Origin of the sequence: Vibrio sp. S/42/10, assembly GCF_029890535.1 — a bacterium.
Classification (GTDB): domain Bacteria; phylum Pseudomonadota; class Gammaproteobacteria; order Enterobacterales; family Vibrionaceae; genus Vibrio; species Vibrio cyclitrophicus.
Genome location: NZ_JAKMZC010000003.1, coordinates 256,622 through 272,965, shown reverse-complemented (window position 1 = coordinate 272,965; position 16,344 = coordinate 256,622). Strand labels below are relative to the sequence as shown.

Below are 16,344 nucleotides of genomic sequence, written 5' to 3'. Positions count from 1 at the left end.
CGCTCCGTGAATTATAGGTATAGAACACGTTGTAGCTCTTGGTAGCTGGTGGTGCCTTCAAGCAGTTTATCTATCCCTGACTCTTGTAAAGTTCTCATGCCTTCTCGACGTGCGAGATCTTCAATCGCTAGCGCATTGGGTTTATTGATAAGGCTGGTTTTTAGCTTGTCGGTAAACGGCATCACTTCATAGATACCCACTCGACCTGAGTAACCTTGGTTACATTCATTACAGCCTTGAGAGTTGGCTTTGTAGATGGTTTGGCTGTTTGGGATAGAGTGGCGCAGATAAATGTCTGGTGAGTCGTCTGCGGTTTTACAGTGGTTACACAAGCGTCTCGCAAGACGCTGAGCAATAATCAAGCTCAAAGACGAAGCAAGGTTGAAGGGCTCGATTCCCATATGAGCAAGCCGGGTCACGGTTTCTGCGGCTGAGTTAGTGTGCAGTGTTGAAAGTACTAAATGCCCGGTTTGGGAGGCTTTGATCGCGATTTCGGCGGTTTCTAAATCTCGGATTTCTCCAACCATCACGATGTCTGGGTCTTGTCGTAAAAACGATCGTAGTGCCTCGGCGAAACCAAAGCCAATCTTAGGCGTCACCTGTACCTGATTGATACCACACAGGTTAATCTCTACAGGGTCTTCAGCTGTTGAGATGTTGCGTTCAGAGGTGTTGAGTACTCGAAGTCCAGTATAAAGAGAAACTGTTTTACCGCTGCCGGTTGGCCCGGTCATTAAGATCATCCCTTGCGGGCGCTTTAGTGCATTGAGGTAGAGGGCTTTTTGAGCCTCGCTGTAACCGAGCTTGTCGATATCGAGATTGGCCGCACTGCTATCAAGCAATCGCAGTACGATCTTTTCTCCCCACAATGTTGGCAGCGTAGATACACGCATATCAATTGCCAGTTCGTCATTTAAACGCAGTTTAATACGACCATCTTGAGGTAAGCGACGTTCGGCAATATCGAGTTTAGCGAGAATCTTTAAGCGAGCTGACAGGCGACGGCTTAAATGAGAGGCGGGCTGTTGGATTTCAACCAATATACCATCGCAACGTAGGCGCACTCGGTAGTGTTCTTCGTAGGGTTCGAAGTGAATATCAGAAGCACCTTTACGCACCGCATCAACCAGAATCTGATTGATAAAGCGACTGACAGGGGAGTCGTCTTGGCTGAGATCTTCAATCGACGTTATTTCGTCGTCAGATACCTTCACGAGGTTAGCTAGCTCATCTTGGGTGATCTCTTTACGCTTAGAATCTTGCCCGGAAATAGATCGACCATACAGCTTGCGTATCGCGCCTTCTAATTCAGAGTAATTAGCAACAACCAATTCAATCTGTAATCCTGTCGCAAAGCGGAAGTCATTTTCAGCTTGTAAATCCGTAGGGTCGGCAGAAGCGAGTGTAAGAGTGGAGCTAGAAACTGAAATCGGAATAGCGTGATATTTAGTGATTAGCTCGCGAAGCCCTAACTGTTCGCACAAGGATTCATAGTCCGTATTGGCAAGTTGTACTAACGGTAAGCCGAAGATGGTTTTAATGTTGTTTGCTAAGGAATCGCCGCTGAACAAATCCAGAACGAGTAAAGCTTCAGGTGTCGAAATACCTGAAGCTTGTACATGTTCCACCACGGCTTGTTCCTGAGTCAGGCTAAGAAGGTTAGCCTGACGGAGAACGGTTGGGAGGTTGGTTAACACTAAACTAGTCACAACCTTCTAAATCTATAGCTGTTAATGATGCGCCTGTGCGTGTGCATCCCCAACCAGTTGACTCTCTAGCTATCGAAATAGAAGCGCCAGACAACACGCCGTCATCAAATGTAAATTTTAAGCCTGTAGAAACTGCTGAATCAATTGCCAGCACTCCTAAAGAGTTGATGTCGGATTTAGTGCCTATATCATTTAACGATGTTAGAGCCCCTTTTTCTTGTATGTAAAGTTCAGCTTGAGTTATTGCTGTTTTAAGTGTCGCTAATGCCGAGGATGCTTGGCTTTTTGATACATAGTCTTTATATGCCGGAACAGCTATCGCAGATAAAGCACCAATGATCGCTACCACAATCATCAATTCAATCAGCGTGAAACCTTTCTGGTTTGTTCTTTTGTTCTTGTTATTCATTGTCTAATTCCATTCTTTAGTTAGTTTCAGCGCAAGCACTGGTTGGTAGAGAGAATAGAAGTCGAGGTGAGGAAGTGGAATGAGATTCAGGTGTGGTCGCGAGTGGTTTGGTATTTATTAGTGTGACGTTTCATATGTCGCGCAAAATTATGCGATCAACTTAAATAAGTGATTGAAATACTGATAATTTAAGCAATAAAAAAGCACGGTATTTAACCGTGCCTTTAAAGATAAGCTATTTATATTTCAATAAATTAAGCTTTGAACCTCATAGATAAATCCATCGCTTTTAGGTGCTTAGTGAGTGCGCCTACCGAGATGTAATCAACACCCGTTTCAGCGAACTCTGCAATAGTGTCTAGAGTTACATTACCTGAGTTCTCTAGTGCGGCACGGCCAGCGTTGATTTTAACCGCTTCACGCATCATGTCGGTAGTGAAGTTGTCTAGCATGATGATGTCTGCACCCGCGTTGATCGCTTGCTCTAGCTCTTCTAGGCTCTCTGTTTCCACTTCAACAGGCTTACCCGGGTTTAGCTCTTTTGCTGTTGAGATAGCTTTCTCAATACCACCACATGCGATGATGTGGTTTTCTTTGATTAGGTACGCATCAAAAACGCCAATACGGTGATTGAAGCCACCACCACAAGCGACTGCGTATTTTAGTGCGCTGCGCAGGCCAGGTATCGTTTTACGAGTATCTAACAGGCGGCACTCTGTGTGTTTGATTTTGTCAGCGTAGATAGCTGTTGCTGTCGCACAACCAGACAGTGTTTGAATGAAGTTCATTGCGTTACGCTCACCGGTTAGTAGTGCGCGTGCTGGGCCAGTTAGCGTGCAAAGCGTTTGGTTTGGCTCAACCTTATCACCGTCTTCTACGTTCCACTCGATCGTTACTTCACCGCCCAATTGCTTAAACACTTCGTCAGCCCAAGCTTTACCACAGAACACACCGTGCTCACGGGTAATGATGGTTGCGCTGTTGATTGCGTCTGCTGGGATTAGACTTGCCGTAATATCAGCCGCTGGATCTAACGTACCACCTAGATCTTCTTTGATAGTCTCGGCTACTGCACGAGTGATCTCTAGAGGCAGTTGCTCTTTTAAGTAGTCAAGGCGTTGGTGGCTGTTATGTGTGTTTTTCATCGCAAATCTAATCTTGAAAGGGAGTGGGAATGGAATGATACTCTTGCTTAACTTCAAATTAAAGAGGCTAGCGCGACTGCTCTATGGGCAAGGTCACATCTTATTGTGCTAGCAGAAAAGAAAGTGAGACCAAGATGACGATCAGCTCCAACGGATGGTACGACAACGCTCGGCATGTTCCTTCCCCGTATTTTGATGTAAGGCCTAGTGTTGATGATATCTCTCTGCTGGTGGTTCACAATATTAGTTTGCCTCCCGGTGAGTTTGGAGGCCCGTATATTGAACAATTTTTTACTGGGAAATTGAACCCCGCTGAACACCCGTTTTTTCAGGTGATTCACCAAATGGGCGTGTCTGCCCATTGTTTGATTCGTCGTGATGGTGAAGTGGTGCAGTTTGTTTCGTTCTTAGACCGAGCTTGGCATGCTGGCCAGTCGAGTTTTGCTGGGCGTGAAAGGTGTAATGATTACTCTATTGGTATTGAACTCGAGGGCAGTGATTTTGCGGCTTATACCGAGCAGCAGTATCAATCCTTGTCGCAGCTGACTGAAACTCTAATGTCGAATTTTCCAGAGATCACAGAACAACGCATCACAGGACATCAATATATTGCCCCCTTGCGTAAGACTGACCCTGGTTTGGTTTTCGACTGGCAGAAATTCAAAAGAAAGCTCAAGGCCTAAGCTTCGAGTTTTAAATGGTGTTACTGACAGCTAGGTGTGAATAATCAACGCCTAGCATAATGACTTGTGAATTTTTGTTGTTGCTATGTAAATAAAGTGGTTGGGAGCTAAGCATCAATAAATCCAGAGTGTGACGCGCTTATCAAACGCCTAAATATTAAAACTTATGAACAGAATTTCTGTCTCTAATGTGCGCTCGGTTCGATTTTTGACCTAGTTTGACTAATCTTTCTGAAACAATTCATTTTTATCCTGAAACTTTCTAGCACGAATCCTCCCCAAAAGTATTACCCCTGTAAATGGTAAGACCAATTTGGTTGCTGTTTTAAATTTCATTTGTTAAATCACGGTTAATTCACACTGCATTCTATGATGCAGGTCAATTTTAGACTGGACAGTGGCGTTTTAATTATGTTAATTTCTGCGCAACTTAAAATTGGTATTACCAATTGTCAGCGAAGAAAAAGAAGAATAACAAACTATGGCTTATCAAAGGATTCGTCAGCCAAAACTCTCCGATGTTATCGAACAAGAGTTAGAAAGGTTGATTGTGGAGGGAACACTGGCTCCTGGGCAGCAGCTGCCACCAGAGCGCGAACTGGCGAAACAGTTCGATGTGTCTCGTCCTTCAATTCGAGAAGCCATACAACGTTTAGAAGCAAAACGCTTGCTTACTCGCCGTCAAGGTGGAGGTACGTTTGTGAGCGAAAATATCTGGAAAAGCTTTTCAGATCCTTTGCTTAATTTGTTGTCATCCCATTCTGAAACCCAACTAGACTTGTTGGAATCGCGTCATGCGATGGAAGGGATTTCGGCTTACTTTGCGGCATTGCGTGGTACTGATGAAGACTTTGCTCGAATTCAAGCATGCCAAGAAAAGATTCATGGTGCGCAAGATAAGGGTGATATTGAAGCCGAATCTGCAGCAGTGATGGCTTTTCTTATTGCTTTAACAGAGGCTGCACACAATGTGGTGTTATTGCACATTGTTCGTAGTTTGGCTCCGTTACTCGAACAAAACGTCTTAGAGAATTTAAAGCTGTTGCATCGTCGTAAAGACGTTGTGGAGAAAGTGAGTATACATCGAGCTAACATTGTAGATGCGATTGTTTCAGGGCAGCCAGAACAGGCACGTGAAATGTCACATTCTCATTTAGCTTACATCGAAGAAACATTGCTGGATTTGACGAAGGAAGAGTCGCGTCGCGAACGTTCTCTACGTCGAATTCAACAGGGTAAATAGCCGTAATACTTCGGCTTTTTACGTGTTTAGTAGAATCCAACTAACAAAAAGGATAGATCGCCATGTCTGACATGAAGCATGACGTTGATGCTCTGGAAACTCAAGATTGGTTAGAAGCTCTTGAGTCAGTAGTACGTGAAGAAGGTGTAGAACGTGCACAGTTTTTACTAGAACAAGTTCTAGATAAAGCGCGTTTAGATGGTGTTGATATGGCTACAGGCATCAACACAAACTACATCAACACAATTCCAGCAGCACAAGAGCCAGCTTACCCTGGTGACGTAACTCTTGAGCGTCGTATTCGTTCGATTATTCGCTGGAACGCAATCATGATCGTATTGCGTGCTTCTAAGAAAGACCTAGACCTTGGTGGTCACATGGCTTCTTACCAGTCAGCAGCAGCGTTCTACGAAGTATGTTTCAACCACTTCTTCCGTGCTCCAAACGAGACTGACGGTGGCGATCTAGTTTATTACCAAGGTCACATCTCTCCAGGTATCTACTCTCGTGCATTCGTTGAAGGTCGTCTAACTGAAGAGCAGCTAGATAACTTCCGTCAAGAAGTTGATGGTAAAGGTATCCCTTCTTACCCGCACCCTAAACTGATGCCTGAGTTCTGGCAATTCCCGACAGTATCTATGGGTCTTGGTCCTATTTCTGCGATCTACCAAGCGCGCTTCCTTAAGTACCTTGACGGCCGTGGCCTGAAAGAAACTTCAGCGCAACGCGTATACGCGTTCCTAGGTGACGGTGAGATGGATGAGCCAGAATCACGTGGTGCTATCTCTTTCGCTGCGCGTGAGAAGCTAGACAACCTATGTTTCCTAATCAACTGTAACCTACAGCGTCTAGACGGTCCTGTAATGGGTAACGGTAGCATCATTCAAGAACTTGAAGGCCTATTCAAAGGCGCAGGTTGGAACGTTGTTAAAGTTATCTGGGGTAGCAACTGGGATTCACTACTGGCTAAAGACACTACTGGTAAGCTTCTTCAACTAATGAACGAAACTATCGATGGTGATTACCAAACATTTAAATCTAAAGATGGCGCATACGTACGTGAGCACTTCTTTGGTAAGTACCCAGAAACAGCTGCACTCGTTGCTGATATGACTGATGACGAAATCTTCGCTCTTAAGCGTGGTGGTCACGATTCTTCTAAACTGTTTGCTGCATTCAACAATGCAAAAGAGACAAACGGTAAGCCAACGGTAATCCTAGCTAAAACTGTTAAAGGTTACGGCATGGGTGATGCAGCTGAAGGTAAGAACATTGCACACGGTGTTAAGAAAATGGACATGACTCATGTTCAACACCTGCGTGATCGCCTAGGCCTTGAAGACCTACTATCAGATGAGAAAATTGCTGAACTTCCATACCTAAAACTGGAAGAAGGTTCTGCTGAATACGAATACATGCACGCGCGTCGTAACGCTCTACACGGTTACACTCCAGCACGTCTTCCTAAGTTTACACAAGAGTTCAAGGTTCCTGAGCTAGACGCATTCGCACCTCTACTAGGTGAGCAGAAGCGTGATATCTCTACAACTATGGCTTATGTACGTACGCTAAACATCCTTCTTAAAGATAAGAACATTGGTAAGAACATCGTTCCTATCATCTGTGATGAAGCACGTACATTCGGTATGGAAGGTCTATTCCGTCAGGTTGGTATCTACAACCCACACGGTCAAGATTACACTCCAGAAGATAAAGGCATCGTTTCTTACTACAAAGAAGCAACGTCTGGTCAAGTTCTTCAAGAAGGTATCAACGAACTAGGTTCTATGGCTTCATGGGTTGCTGCTGCAACGTCATACAGCACAAACGATCTACCGATGATCCCGTTCTACATCTACTACTCAATGTTCGGTTTCCAACGTATTGGCGACATGGCATGGCTAGCAGGTGACCAACAAGCTCGTGGCTTCCTACTGGGTGCTACTGCTGGTCGTACAACGCTAAACGGCGAAGGTCTACAGCACGAAGATGGTCACTCGCACATCATGGCGAACACAGTACCTAACTGTATCTCTTACGACCCAACGTTTGCTTACGAGTTAGCGGTAATCATGCAAGACGGTATCCGTCGCATGTACGGTCCTGAGCAAGAAAACGTTTACTACTACTTAACAGTAATGAACGAGAACTACGCAATGCCAGCAATGCCAGAAGGCGCTGAAGAAGGCATCCGTAAAGGTATTTACAAGCTTGAATCTCACGCTGGTGCTAAGGGCAAAGTTCAACTAATGAGCTCTGGTACTATTATGAACGAAGCGCGTAAAGCGGCTGCAATTCTAAGTGAAGAGTACGGCGTAGCATCTGACGTATTCTCTGTAACGTCGTTCAACGAACTAACTCGTGATGGTCAAGCGGTAGAGCGTGACAACATGCTTCACCCAGAAGCGGAAGAAAAAGTACCGTACATCACAACTGTTCTTGGTAAAGAACCTGCAATCGCAGTGACTGACTACATGAAGAACTACGCTGAGCAAGTACGTGCGTACATGCCAACTGAGTCTTATAAAGTACTTGGTACAGATGGTTTCGGCCGTTCTGACAGCCGTGAAAACCTACGTCGTCACTTCGAAGTTAACGCTGGCTACATCGTAGTTGCAGCGCTAACTGAACTGGCTAAACGTGGTGATATCGAGAAATCTGTAGTTGTTGAAGCAATTGCTAAATTCGATATCGACACTGAAAAAACAAACCCACAATACGCTTAATACAGCGCTTAACTAGAAGGTAAATAAGCAATGGCAATCGAAATTAATGTACCTGACATCGGTGCGGATGAGGTTGAAGTTACTGAGATTCTTGTAAGCGTTGGCGACAAGGTTGAAGAAGAGCAGTCTCTGATCACTGTTGAAGGCGACAAAGCTTCTATGGAAGTTCCAGCGTCTCAAGCAGGTATTGTTAAAGAAATCAAAGTAGCTGAAGGCGATTCAGTTTCTACTGGTTCTCTTATCATGATTTTCGAAGCCGAGGGTGCAGCTGAAGCTGCACCTGCTCCAGCAGCAGAGGCAGCTCCAGTAGCTGCGCCTGCAGCGGCAGCAGCGGCAGCAGCGGCAGCAGCGGCAGAACTTAAAGAAGTTCACGTTCCTGATATCGGCGGTGATGAAGTTGAAGTAACTGAAATCATGGTAGCTATCGGTGACGCAGTAGAAGAAGAGCAATCTCTTCTTACTGTTGAGGGTGACAAGGCTTCAATGGAAGTACCTGCACCATTCGCTGGTATCGTTAAAGAAATCAAGATCGCTTCTGGTGATTCAGTATCTACTGGTTCTCTAGTGATGGTATTTGAAGTGGCAGGTTCTGGCGCTCCAGTTGCAGCAGCTCCTGCTCCAGCGGCGGCACCAGTTGCAGCGGCTCCAGCAGCATCAGCTGAAAAAGAAGTAAACGTTCCTGATATCGGTGGTGACGAAGTAGAAGTTACTGAAATCATGGTAGCAGTTGGCGATACAGTAGAAGAAGAGCAATCTCTAATTACTGTTGAAGGCGACAAAGCTTCAATGGAAGTGCCTGCACCATTCGCTGGTACAGTAAAAGAAATCAAGATTGCAGCTGGCGACACAGTGTCAACTGGCTCTCTAATCATGACTTTCGTTGTGGAAGGCGCAGCTCCAGTAGCAGTAGCGGCTTCCGCTCCAGCACAAGCAGCAGCTCCGGCAGCAGCACCTGCACCTAAAGCAGAAACAGTAGCTCCAGCAGCTGGCGACTTCCAAGAGAACGGTGACTACGCGCACGCTTCTCCTGTAGTTCGTCGTCTTGCTCGTGAATTTGGCGTTAACCTTTCTAAGGTTAAAGGTACTGGTCGTAAGAGCCGTATCCTTAAAGAAGACGTTCAGTCTTACGTTAAAGATGCACTTAAGCGTCTTGAGTCTGGTGCAGCGGCATCTGGCAAAGGCGGTGACGGTTCTGCTCTTGGTCTACTACCATGGCCAAAAGTTGACTTCAGCAAGTTCGGCGAAACTGAAGTTCAGAAGCTTTCTAAGATTAAGAAGATCTCTGGCGCTAACCTGCACCGTAACTGGGTAATGATCCCTCACGTTACACAGTGGGACAACGCAGACATCACTGAGCTAGAAGCATTCCGTAAAGAACAGAACGCAATCGAAGCGAAGAAAGACACTGGTATGAAGATCACTCCACTTGTGTTCATCATGAAAGCTGTTGCTAAAGCGCTAGAAGCATTCCCAGCATTCAACTCGTCTCTTTCTGACGATGGCGAAAGCATCATTCTTAAGAAGTACGTAAACGTGGGTATCGCAGTTGATACACCAAACGGCCTAGTTGTTCCTGTTTTCAAAGATGTGAACAAGAAAGGTATTTACGAGCTATCTGAAGAACTAATGGTTGTTTCTAAGAAAGCACGCTCTGGCAAGCTAACTGCGGCAGACATGCAAGGCGGTTGTTTCACAATCTCTAGCCTTGGTGGTATTGGCGGTACTGCATTTACACCAATCGTAAATGCTCCAGAAGTCGGTATCTTAGGTGTATCTAAGTCTGAGATTAAGCCAGTTTGGAATGGTAAAGAGTTCCAACCACGTCTACAGCTTCCACTGTCTCTATCATATGATCACCGCGTGATCGATGGTGCAGAAGGTGCACGCTTCATTACTTTCTTAAACAGCGCACTATCTGACATTCGTCGTCTAGTTCTGTAATTGAGAAAGTAATTATTAAGGTGGCTTTCGGGTCACCTTAATTCTTTATATAAAGACTATTTTTAGAGAACAGTTTCCCGCATTTCTAAGAAAGCGAGAGGGAATTGTTGTCTAGCTCACAGGCTAACTTAAAGCTACTTTCACACTGTTAACATCTCTGTAAAATGTTTCCTGTTTGAAAGCCCAATAATTTTAAGAACATCTACTCAGCCTGTTAGGGATAATGACTACAAGAGGTCACAATGAGCAAAGAAATTAAAGCCCAAGTTGTTGTACTTGGTTCAGGTCCTGCTGGTTACTCAGCTGCATTCCGTTGTGCGGATTTAGGTCTAGAAACAGTACTAGTTGAACGTTACAGCACTCTTGGTGGTGTATGTCTAAACGTTGGTTGTATTCCATCAAAAGCACTTCTTCACGTATCTAAAGTAATCGAAGAAGCTAAAGCGATGGCAGAGCACGGCGTTGTATTCGGCGAGCCACAAACTGACATCAACAAGATTCGTATCTGGAAAGATAAAGTAGTTGATCAATTAACTGGCGGTCTTGGCGGTATGGCTAAGATGCGTAACGTTACTGTTGTTAACGGTTTCGGTAAGTTCACTGGTCCTAACAGCATTCTTGTTGAAGGCGAAGGTGAAGCAACTACGGTTAACTTCGACAACGCAATCATTGCTGCGGGTTCTCGCCCAATCAAACTTCCTTTCATCCCACATGAAGACCCACGTATTTGGGATTCTACGGATGCACTAGAACTAAACGAAGTACCTGAAAAACTGCTTATCATGGGCGGCGGTATCATCGGTCTTGAGATGGGTACGGTTTACCACTCTCTAGGTTCTAAAGTTGAAGTTGTAGAGATGTTCGATCAAGTTATCCCTGCTGCGGATAAAGATATCGTTAAAGTTTTCACTAAGCGCATTAAGAACAAGTTCAAGCTAATGCTTGAAACTAAAGTGACTGCTGTTGAAGCGAAAGAAGACGGTATCTACGTATCAATGGAAGGCAAAAAAGCACCAGCTGAAGCTGAGCGCTACGATGCTGTTCTTGTTGCTATCGGTCGTGTTCCAAACGGTGCACTTATCGACGCTGAAAAAGCGGGTATCGAAGTTGATGAGCGTGGCTTCATCAATGTTGATAAGCAAATGCGTACTAACGTTCCTCACATCCACGCGATCGGTGACGTTGTTGGTCAACCAATGCTTGCTCACAAAGGTGTGCATGAAGGTCACGTAGCTGCTGAAGTTATCTCTGGTAAGAAGCACTACTTCGACCCTAAGGTTATTCCATCAATCGCGTACACTGAGCCAGAAGTTGCTTGGGTAGGTAAGACTGAGAAAGAAGCTAAAGCTGAAGGCATCAACTACGAAGTTGCTACTTTCCCTTGGGCTGCTTCTGGTCGTGCAATCGCCTCTGACTGTGCAGACGGCGTTACTAAGATGATCTTCGATAAAGATACTCATCGCGTAATCGGTGGTGCTGTTGTTGGTACTAACGGTGGTGAACTTCTTGGCGAAATCGGCCTAGCAATTGAAATGGGTTGTGATGCAGAAGATATTGCACTTACTATCCACGCTCACCCAACTCTACACGAGTCTGTTGGTCTAGCTGCGGAAGTATTCGAAGGTTCAATCACTGACCTTCCAAATAAGAAAGCAGTGAAAAAGAAAAAGTAAATACTCTTCATACTTGAAGCCGCAGCGTTGTTAACTGCGTAAGTTCACCCTAATCACATAGTAAATCTATGCTCATAGGGCAGAACTTTAGTTACTTAACAAAGAAAGGGTCGCCTAGCTGCAACTCCAATTATTTTGAGCATATCTAGATTATAAAAGCCGCTGATTCGTCAGCGGTTTTTTTATGTCTGAAGAAAATTTGGTCATCATACTTGTAGGGAATCTCTTTCAACAAATAGCAATCTATTGGTAATAAAAAAGGATTGACGCAAAACGCCAATCCTTAAATCATTTTACTCAAATCTCAAATCTCAAATCTCAAATCTCAAATCTCAAATCTCAAATCTCAAATCTCAAATCTCAAATCTCGAATCTCGAATCTACTTATAAATGCACAGCATGTTTAAGTAGCTATCCGTCAAGGTCGAAAGTTCTTCTTGCGTATCTACACGCTTCGCTTGAATGAATAGCGAGTAACAAATGCCGTGGAACAGATTCGCAAGGTGCTTAGGGTCGTGGTCGTCACAGACTTCGCCACGCTCTATCGCTTTGCTAAACATGTTTTGTAGTAACATTTGGTTAGTGCGGTTTGTGGTTACGAATAGAGGCCATACTTCATCACGGGTTGATGCGCTCCATTCAAACCATACATTCAACCAATGGCAATCGTGAGCCACCAACGTCACCATTTCAGTCGCAATATTATGTAAGTTCTCTTTTGCGTGAATATCGAGATCGATATTGTCTGAAAGGAAGTTAGAGAATTGGCGAACGACGTGGTTAAGTACTTCATCAACCAGATCTTCACGGGTTGGGAAGTAGTTAAACACGGTTGCAACTGATACCTGAGCAATGTCAGCTATATCAGCGTGCCCACCACGGCCAATGCCGCGGCGAGAGAATACCTCAAGTGCGATTTCCATCAATTGAAGTTTTCTTTTTAAAGGTGAAAGCCTAGTTCTAGGTCTCTTAGATATTGAGTCCATTTTGTTTTCCTTGCCAACGAATTTTTTATATTAATGATTTTATTATTATTTAAGCCAAGATGAGTGTAATGGTGCATATGCAAATGGTCAATCCTTTGAGCTTATTTTATAGACAGTTACATCAAACTTGATACATAAAGCGTGATCAGCATGGATGTGAAAGAAAGCGAGTATGTAACAAGGGGGCTGTGCACATTTCATTGAGAATCTAACAGTAAATTCGAGCTGTAAGGTGGTGTGGGTATTTGAGCAATGCTAGACTTACGCACAAAATTGAGCGGCACCCATGGCAGAACTGTCTAAACTTGTCGCAATCACCCAACAAAATGAGAGCAGTATGAAGCATACAGTTGAAGTCATGATCTCTGAGCAAGAAGTTCAGGATCGAGTGAATGAACTAGGTAAACAGATCACGGAACACTACAACGGTAGTGAAGATCTTGTTTTAGTTGGCTTATTACGTGGATCTTTTGTCTTTATGGCAGATCTTGCTCGTGCTATCGATTTAACTCACCAAGTTGATTTCATGACCGCATCTAGCTACGGCAACGGTATGGAAAGCTCACGTGACGTACGTATTCTGAAAGACCTTGATGACGATATCCAAGGTAAAGACGTTCTACTTGTAGAAGATATCATCGATACAGGTAACACACTGACTAAAGTGAAAGAGATTCTAAGCCTACGTGGTCCTAAATCCATCGAAATTTGTACGCTATTAGACAAGCCTTCTCGCCGTGAAGTGATTGTTGATACTAAATGGATTGGTTTTGAAATTCCTGATGAATTCGTTGTTGGTGTGGGTATCGACTACGCACAAAAGTATCGTCACCTACCTTACATCGGTAAAGTTGTACCTCAAGAGTAATTATTACTCTGTTAAATAGTGACAAAAAAGGCTCGCACAATGCGAGCCTTTCTTATATTTGTCTATTAAACGTTAAGAGATAACCGTTAACCAAGAATGGGCGTCGATAAGATCTTATCAAGCGCATCTAAGTGGCTATTTTCTAACGTGTCATTGCTTGAACAACGAACGCCAAGATCTTGCAGCTTGCCATTACCAATCCCATAAACAACACCATGGATTTCAATATCTTGCCCACGTTCCCATGCGGTCTGCATGATGGTGGAGTTGCCCAAGTTATAGACTTGCTCTGCGACGTTAATTTCGCACAATTTATCACCCCATTGTTCACGAGGTAAAGATTCGATCTGCTTACGGTACTTAAGGTAATTGTCGCGAATGTGAAGTAGCCAGTTATTAATTAGGCCTAGCTTCGGATTATCAATAGCTGCATTCACACCCCCACAGCCATAATGGCCACAGACAATGATGTGTTTAACTTTGAGTACATCCACCGCGTATTGCACAACAGATAAGCAGTTGAGATCAGTATGGACCACTTGGTTAGCCACGTTTCGGTGAACAAACAGTTCTCCGGAGTACAAACCAGTGAGGCGTTCGGCCGGTACTCGGCTATCTGAACAACCTATCCATAAAAAACCAGGGCTTTGACCCTCTTCAAGCGTTGTAAAATACTCAGGTCTTTGAGATCGAATTTCTTCAGACCATTTAGAGTTGTTTTCAAAAAGCTGTTTAATCTCTGGCATTTTGCGTCTTACATCCCTTAATTAAGAATTGTAACTATACACAATGTTACAAATTCAATCCCGTAAAAACTGCGTTAACACGTACTCATCTGACGTGTTCTAGTCGTTAAAATCACTAACTTAGCACATAAACTACCATCTGGTTATAAGTCATGAATAATGTGATTGAATTAACACTTTCTGTCTGACTAACTCATTTGTTAAAGTTATAAAGTTTGTCATTTCATCATCAGGAAGGTGTGTTTTGTTTGGAAGTCGTTTTTCGGATATCAGTCTCAAAGGTGACATGTTTGGCGGTGTGACTACAGCCATTATCTCATTGCCTTTAGCGTTGGCATTTGGTGTCGCGTCTGGCGCGGGCGCTGAAGCCGGTCTTTGGGGCGCTATCATGGTCGGCTTATTCGCGGCGTTGTTCGGAGGTTCGAGTAGTCTGATATCTGAACCTACTGGGCCCATGACGGTGATCATGACGGCAGTGATGACGAGCATGGTGGCTAAGTATCCTGAAACCGGAATGGCAATGACCTTTACCGTTGTCATGATGGCAGGTGCTTTTCAGATATTACTCGGTACATTAAAGCTCGGAAAATACGTTACGTTGATGCCATATAGCGTGATCTCCGGGTTTATGTCGGGTATTGGTGTCATTCTTATTATCTTGCAACTGTCTCCATTGTTAGGACATGCTGCTCCATCTGGTGGGGTGATGGGAACGCTTTCTGCGCTGCCTGATACCTTAGCCAACCTGAAAATAAGCGAACTGTTTTTAGGTGGATTAACGCTAGGAATCCTTTTCGGCTTTCCGGCGAAATACCGTAAGTATGTACCAGCCCAGCTTGTTGCTTTGGTCGCTGTTACTCTTTTATCCGTCATCATTTTTGATACCGATTCTATTCGCCGTATCGGTGAGATACCAGCGGGCTTACCTTCTCTTGTTATTCCTACGATCAGCTCTGAGCAATTTACCACTATGGTTATCGATGCTCTGGTGCTGGGTACACTTGGTTGTATTGATACGCTTCTGACCGCGGTTATTGGAGACTCACTGACTCGTAAAGAGCATGATTCAGACAAAGAACTTCGCGGCCAGGGCATTGCGAATATGATTTCGGGCTTATTTGGTGCACTACCTGGTGCCGGTGCGACCATGGGTACCGTGACTAATATTCAGGTGGGTGCCCGTTCTCCGCTTTCTGGCGTCATTCGTGCATTGGTTCTGGCATTAGTGGTTTTGGTTGCTGGTGGCTTAACCGAACCGATTCCTATGGCGGTTTTAGCGGGTATCGCGATGTATGTTGGTTTCAACATACTTGATTGGAGCTTCATCCAGCGTGCACATAAGGTCAGTTATGCAGGCATGGGAGTGATGTATGGCGTGATGCTACTAACCGTTTTTGTTGACTTGATCATCGCCGTTGGACTGGGCGTTTTTATCTCGAATATCCTGATCATTGAAAGGTTAAGCCGAGAGCAAGCCAGACAGGTTAAGGCCATTAGTGATGGTGATGACGAAGACGATATTCCGTTGACTGATAGTGAACGTCAATTGCTGGATAGTGCCAATGGTAAGGTGTTGTTCTTTTATCTCTCTGGCCCAATGATCTTCAGTGTTTCAAAGGCGATTTCGCGTCAGCACTCAAGTATCTCTGATTATGAAGCTATGATTTTAGATCTGACGGATGTGCCGATGATTGATGTCACTGTAGGCTTGGCATTAGAAAACGCGATTAAAGATGCGTTAGATGCACAATGCGAAGTGTACCTGCTGTGCCCTAACGAGAATACTCGCCAGCAATTAGAGAAATTCCACGTGCTTGATCTCGTACCTGAATCCAATACTTATCGATTTAGATATGAAGCGCTGACCGCTGCAACAAGCTATGTCGACAGACATGAGCATCCATTCTAATTGGTTTGATAGTTAGCTTTAGACTGGTCATTAACTCTGATTGACTTGCGGTTGGACAATAGATTCTAGGCCGTTGTTCTAAATCTAGTGATTGATGATTTACGCCGTTAAGTAAATGACTTAACGGCATTTTTTGTTTTCATAGAGCACGAGCTATGAGGGTTTATTGAAATAAATCAGTAATCGCAGTTTGTATTCATCGTCAATCAACGATAAACTTGTTTGCAAAATGGCCGAATGAAAAAGTTTTTAGTTAGTTCTCTGCTAACTCATTTTAAGTTTTACTCTCTTCCTCATGCTTGGTCA

The 16,344-nt window shown here is 44.2% G+C and carries 12 protein-coding genes; 7 read left to right on the top strand and 5 right to left on the bottom strand.

What is annotated here, in order from left to right:
• Positions 1-11: 11 nt before the first annotated feature.
• From pilB to nadC, 3 genes are all read right to left on the bottom strand, one after another.
• Positions 12-1,697, bottom strand: a complete 1,686-nt coding sequence (gene pilB, locus L8S15_RS05205; protein ID WP_280572072.1) for a type IV-A pilus assembly ATPase PilB — start codon at positions 1,695-1,697, stop codon at positions 12-14.
• Positions 1,698-1,701: 4 nt separating this feature from the next.
• A complete protein-coding gene (locus tag L8S15_RS05200) occupies positions 1,702-2,118 on the bottom strand; it encodes a prepilin-type N-terminal cleavage/methylation domain-containing protein (RefSeq protein WP_016799243.1) in 417 nt (138 codons plus the stop codon).
• Between the two features lie 254 nt (positions 2,119-2,372).
• Entirely contained in the window at positions 2,373-3,263 is an 891-nt protein-coding gene (gene nadC, locus L8S15_RS05195; RefSeq protein WP_004738163.1) for a carboxylating nicotinate-nucleotide diphosphorylase, read from the bottom strand.
• An 83-nt stretch (positions 3,264-3,346) separates the two neighbouring features.
• Here nadC and ampD point away from each other — a divergent pair, with 83 nt between their 5' ends.
• From ampD to lpdA, 5 genes are all read left to right on the top strand, one after another.
• On the top strand, positions 3,347-3,946 hold the full coding sequence (ampD, locus tag L8S15_RS05190; RefSeq protein ID WP_016790757.1) for a 1,6-anhydro-N-acetylmuramyl-L-alanine amidase AmpD: 600 nt from the start codon (positions 3,347-3,349) through the stop codon (positions 3,944-3,946).
• Between the two features lie 481 nt (positions 3,947-4,427).
• Positions 4,428-5,189 (top strand): pyruvate dehydrogenase complex transcriptional repressor PdhR, encoded by a 762-nt coding sequence (gene pdhR, locus L8S15_RS05185; RefSeq protein ID WP_016768209.1) that lies wholly within the window; start codon positions 4,428-4,430, stop codon positions 5,187-5,189.
• 62 nt (positions 5,190-5,251) lie between these two features.
• Positions 5,252-7,915 carry a pyruvate dehydrogenase (acetyl-transferring), homodimeric type gene (gene aceE, locus L8S15_RS05180; protein WP_016768210.1) on the top strand — a complete coding sequence of 888 codons (2,664 nt, stop codon included), beginning with the start codon at positions 5,252-5,254 and terminating at the stop codon, positions 7,913-7,915.
• A 30-nt stretch (positions 7,916-7,945) separates the two neighbouring features.
• Positions 7,946-9,856, top strand: coding sequence for a pyruvate dehydrogenase complex dihydrolipoyllysine-residue acetyltransferase (aceF, locus tag L8S15_RS05175; RefSeq protein WP_280572057.1), 1,911 nt, complete (start codon positions 7,946-7,948; stop codon positions 9,854-9,856).
• A 242-nt stretch (positions 9,857-10,098) separates the two neighbouring features.
• Complete coding sequence (lpdA, locus tag L8S15_RS05170; RefSeq protein WP_010435969.1) at positions 10,099-11,529, top strand: dihydrolipoyl dehydrogenase; 1,431 nt, start codon at positions 10,099-10,101, stop codon at positions 11,527-11,529.
• A 380-nt stretch (positions 11,530-11,909) separates the two neighbouring features.
• On the opposite strand, the gene L8S15_RS05165 is transcribed toward lpdA, so the two are convergent.
• The gene (locus tag L8S15_RS05165; protein WP_010435971.1) at positions 11,910-12,515 is read right to left on the bottom strand and encodes a LuxR/HapR/OpaR family quorum-sensing transcriptional regulator; all 606 of its coding nucleotides are present in this window, start codon (positions 12,513-12,515) and stop codon (positions 11,910-11,912) included.
• Positions 12,516-12,852: 337 nt separating this feature from the next.
• Here L8S15_RS05165 and hpt point away from each other — a divergent pair, with 337 nt between their 5' ends.
• On the top strand, positions 12,853-13,383 hold the full coding sequence (gene hpt / locus L8S15_RS05160) for a hypoxanthine phosphoribosyltransferase (RefSeq protein WP_010435974.1): 531 nt from the start codon (positions 12,853-12,855) through the stop codon (positions 13,381-13,383).
• 86 nt (positions 13,384-13,469) lie between these two features.
• Here hpt and can read toward each other — a convergent pair whose 3' ends face one another.
• Positions 13,470-14,129, bottom strand: coding sequence for a carbonate dehydratase (gene can / locus L8S15_RS05155; RefSeq protein WP_010435977.1), 660 nt, complete (start codon positions 14,127-14,129; stop codon positions 13,470-13,472).
• A 286-nt stretch (positions 14,130-14,415) separates the two neighbouring features.
• Here can and L8S15_RS05150 point away from each other — a divergent pair, with 286 nt between their 5' ends.
• The gene (locus L8S15_RS05150) at positions 14,416-16,038 is read left to right on the top strand and encodes a SulP family inorganic anion transporter (protein WP_016789341.1); all 1,623 of its coding nucleotides are present in this window, start codon (positions 14,416-14,418) and stop codon (positions 16,036-16,038) included.
• The last annotated feature ends 306 nt before the right edge of the window (positions 16,039-16,344 follow it).

Bases quoted from the DNA above. Each gene is read 5' to 3' on its own strand.
- L8S15_RS05200 (WP_016799243.1), bottom strand. From the start codon at position 2,118: ATGAATAACAAGAACAAAAGAACAAACCAGAAAGGTTTCACGCTGATT.
- nadC (WP_004738163.1), bottom strand. From the start codon at position 3,263: ATGAAAAACACACATAACAGCCACCAACGCCTTGACTACTTAAAAGAG.
- ampD (WP_016790757.1), top strand. From the start codon at position 3,347: ATGGGCAAGGTCACATCTTATTGTGCTAGCAGAAAAGAAAGTGAGACC.
- pdhR (WP_016768209.1), top strand. From the start codon at position 4,428: ATGGCTTATCAAAGGATTCGTCAGCCAAAACTCTCCGATGTTATCGAA.
- aceE (WP_016768210.1), top strand. From the start codon at position 5,252: ATGTCTGACATGAAGCATGACGTTGATGCTCTGGAAACTCAAGATTGG.
- aceF (WP_280572057.1), top strand. From the start codon at position 7,946: ATGGCAATCGAAATTAATGTACCTGACATCGGTGCGGATGAGGTTGAA.
- lpdA (WP_010435969.1), top strand. From the start codon at position 10,099: ATGAGCAAAGAAATTAAAGCCCAAGTTGTTGTACTTGGTTCAGGTCCT.
- L8S15_RS05165 (WP_010435971.1), bottom strand. From the start codon at position 12,515: ATGGACTCAATATCTAAGAGACCTAGAACTAGGCTTTCACCTTTAAAA.
- hpt (WP_010435974.1), top strand. From the start codon at position 12,853: ATGAAGCATACAGTTGAAGTCATGATCTCTGAGCAAGAAGTTCAGGAT.
- can (WP_010435977.1), bottom strand. From the start codon at position 14,129: ATGCCAGAGATTAAACAGCTTTTTGAAAACAACTCTAAATGGTCTGAA.
- L8S15_RS05150 (WP_016789341.1), top strand. From the start codon at position 14,416: ATGTTTGGCGGTGTGACTACAGCCATTATCTCATTGCCTTTAGCGTTG.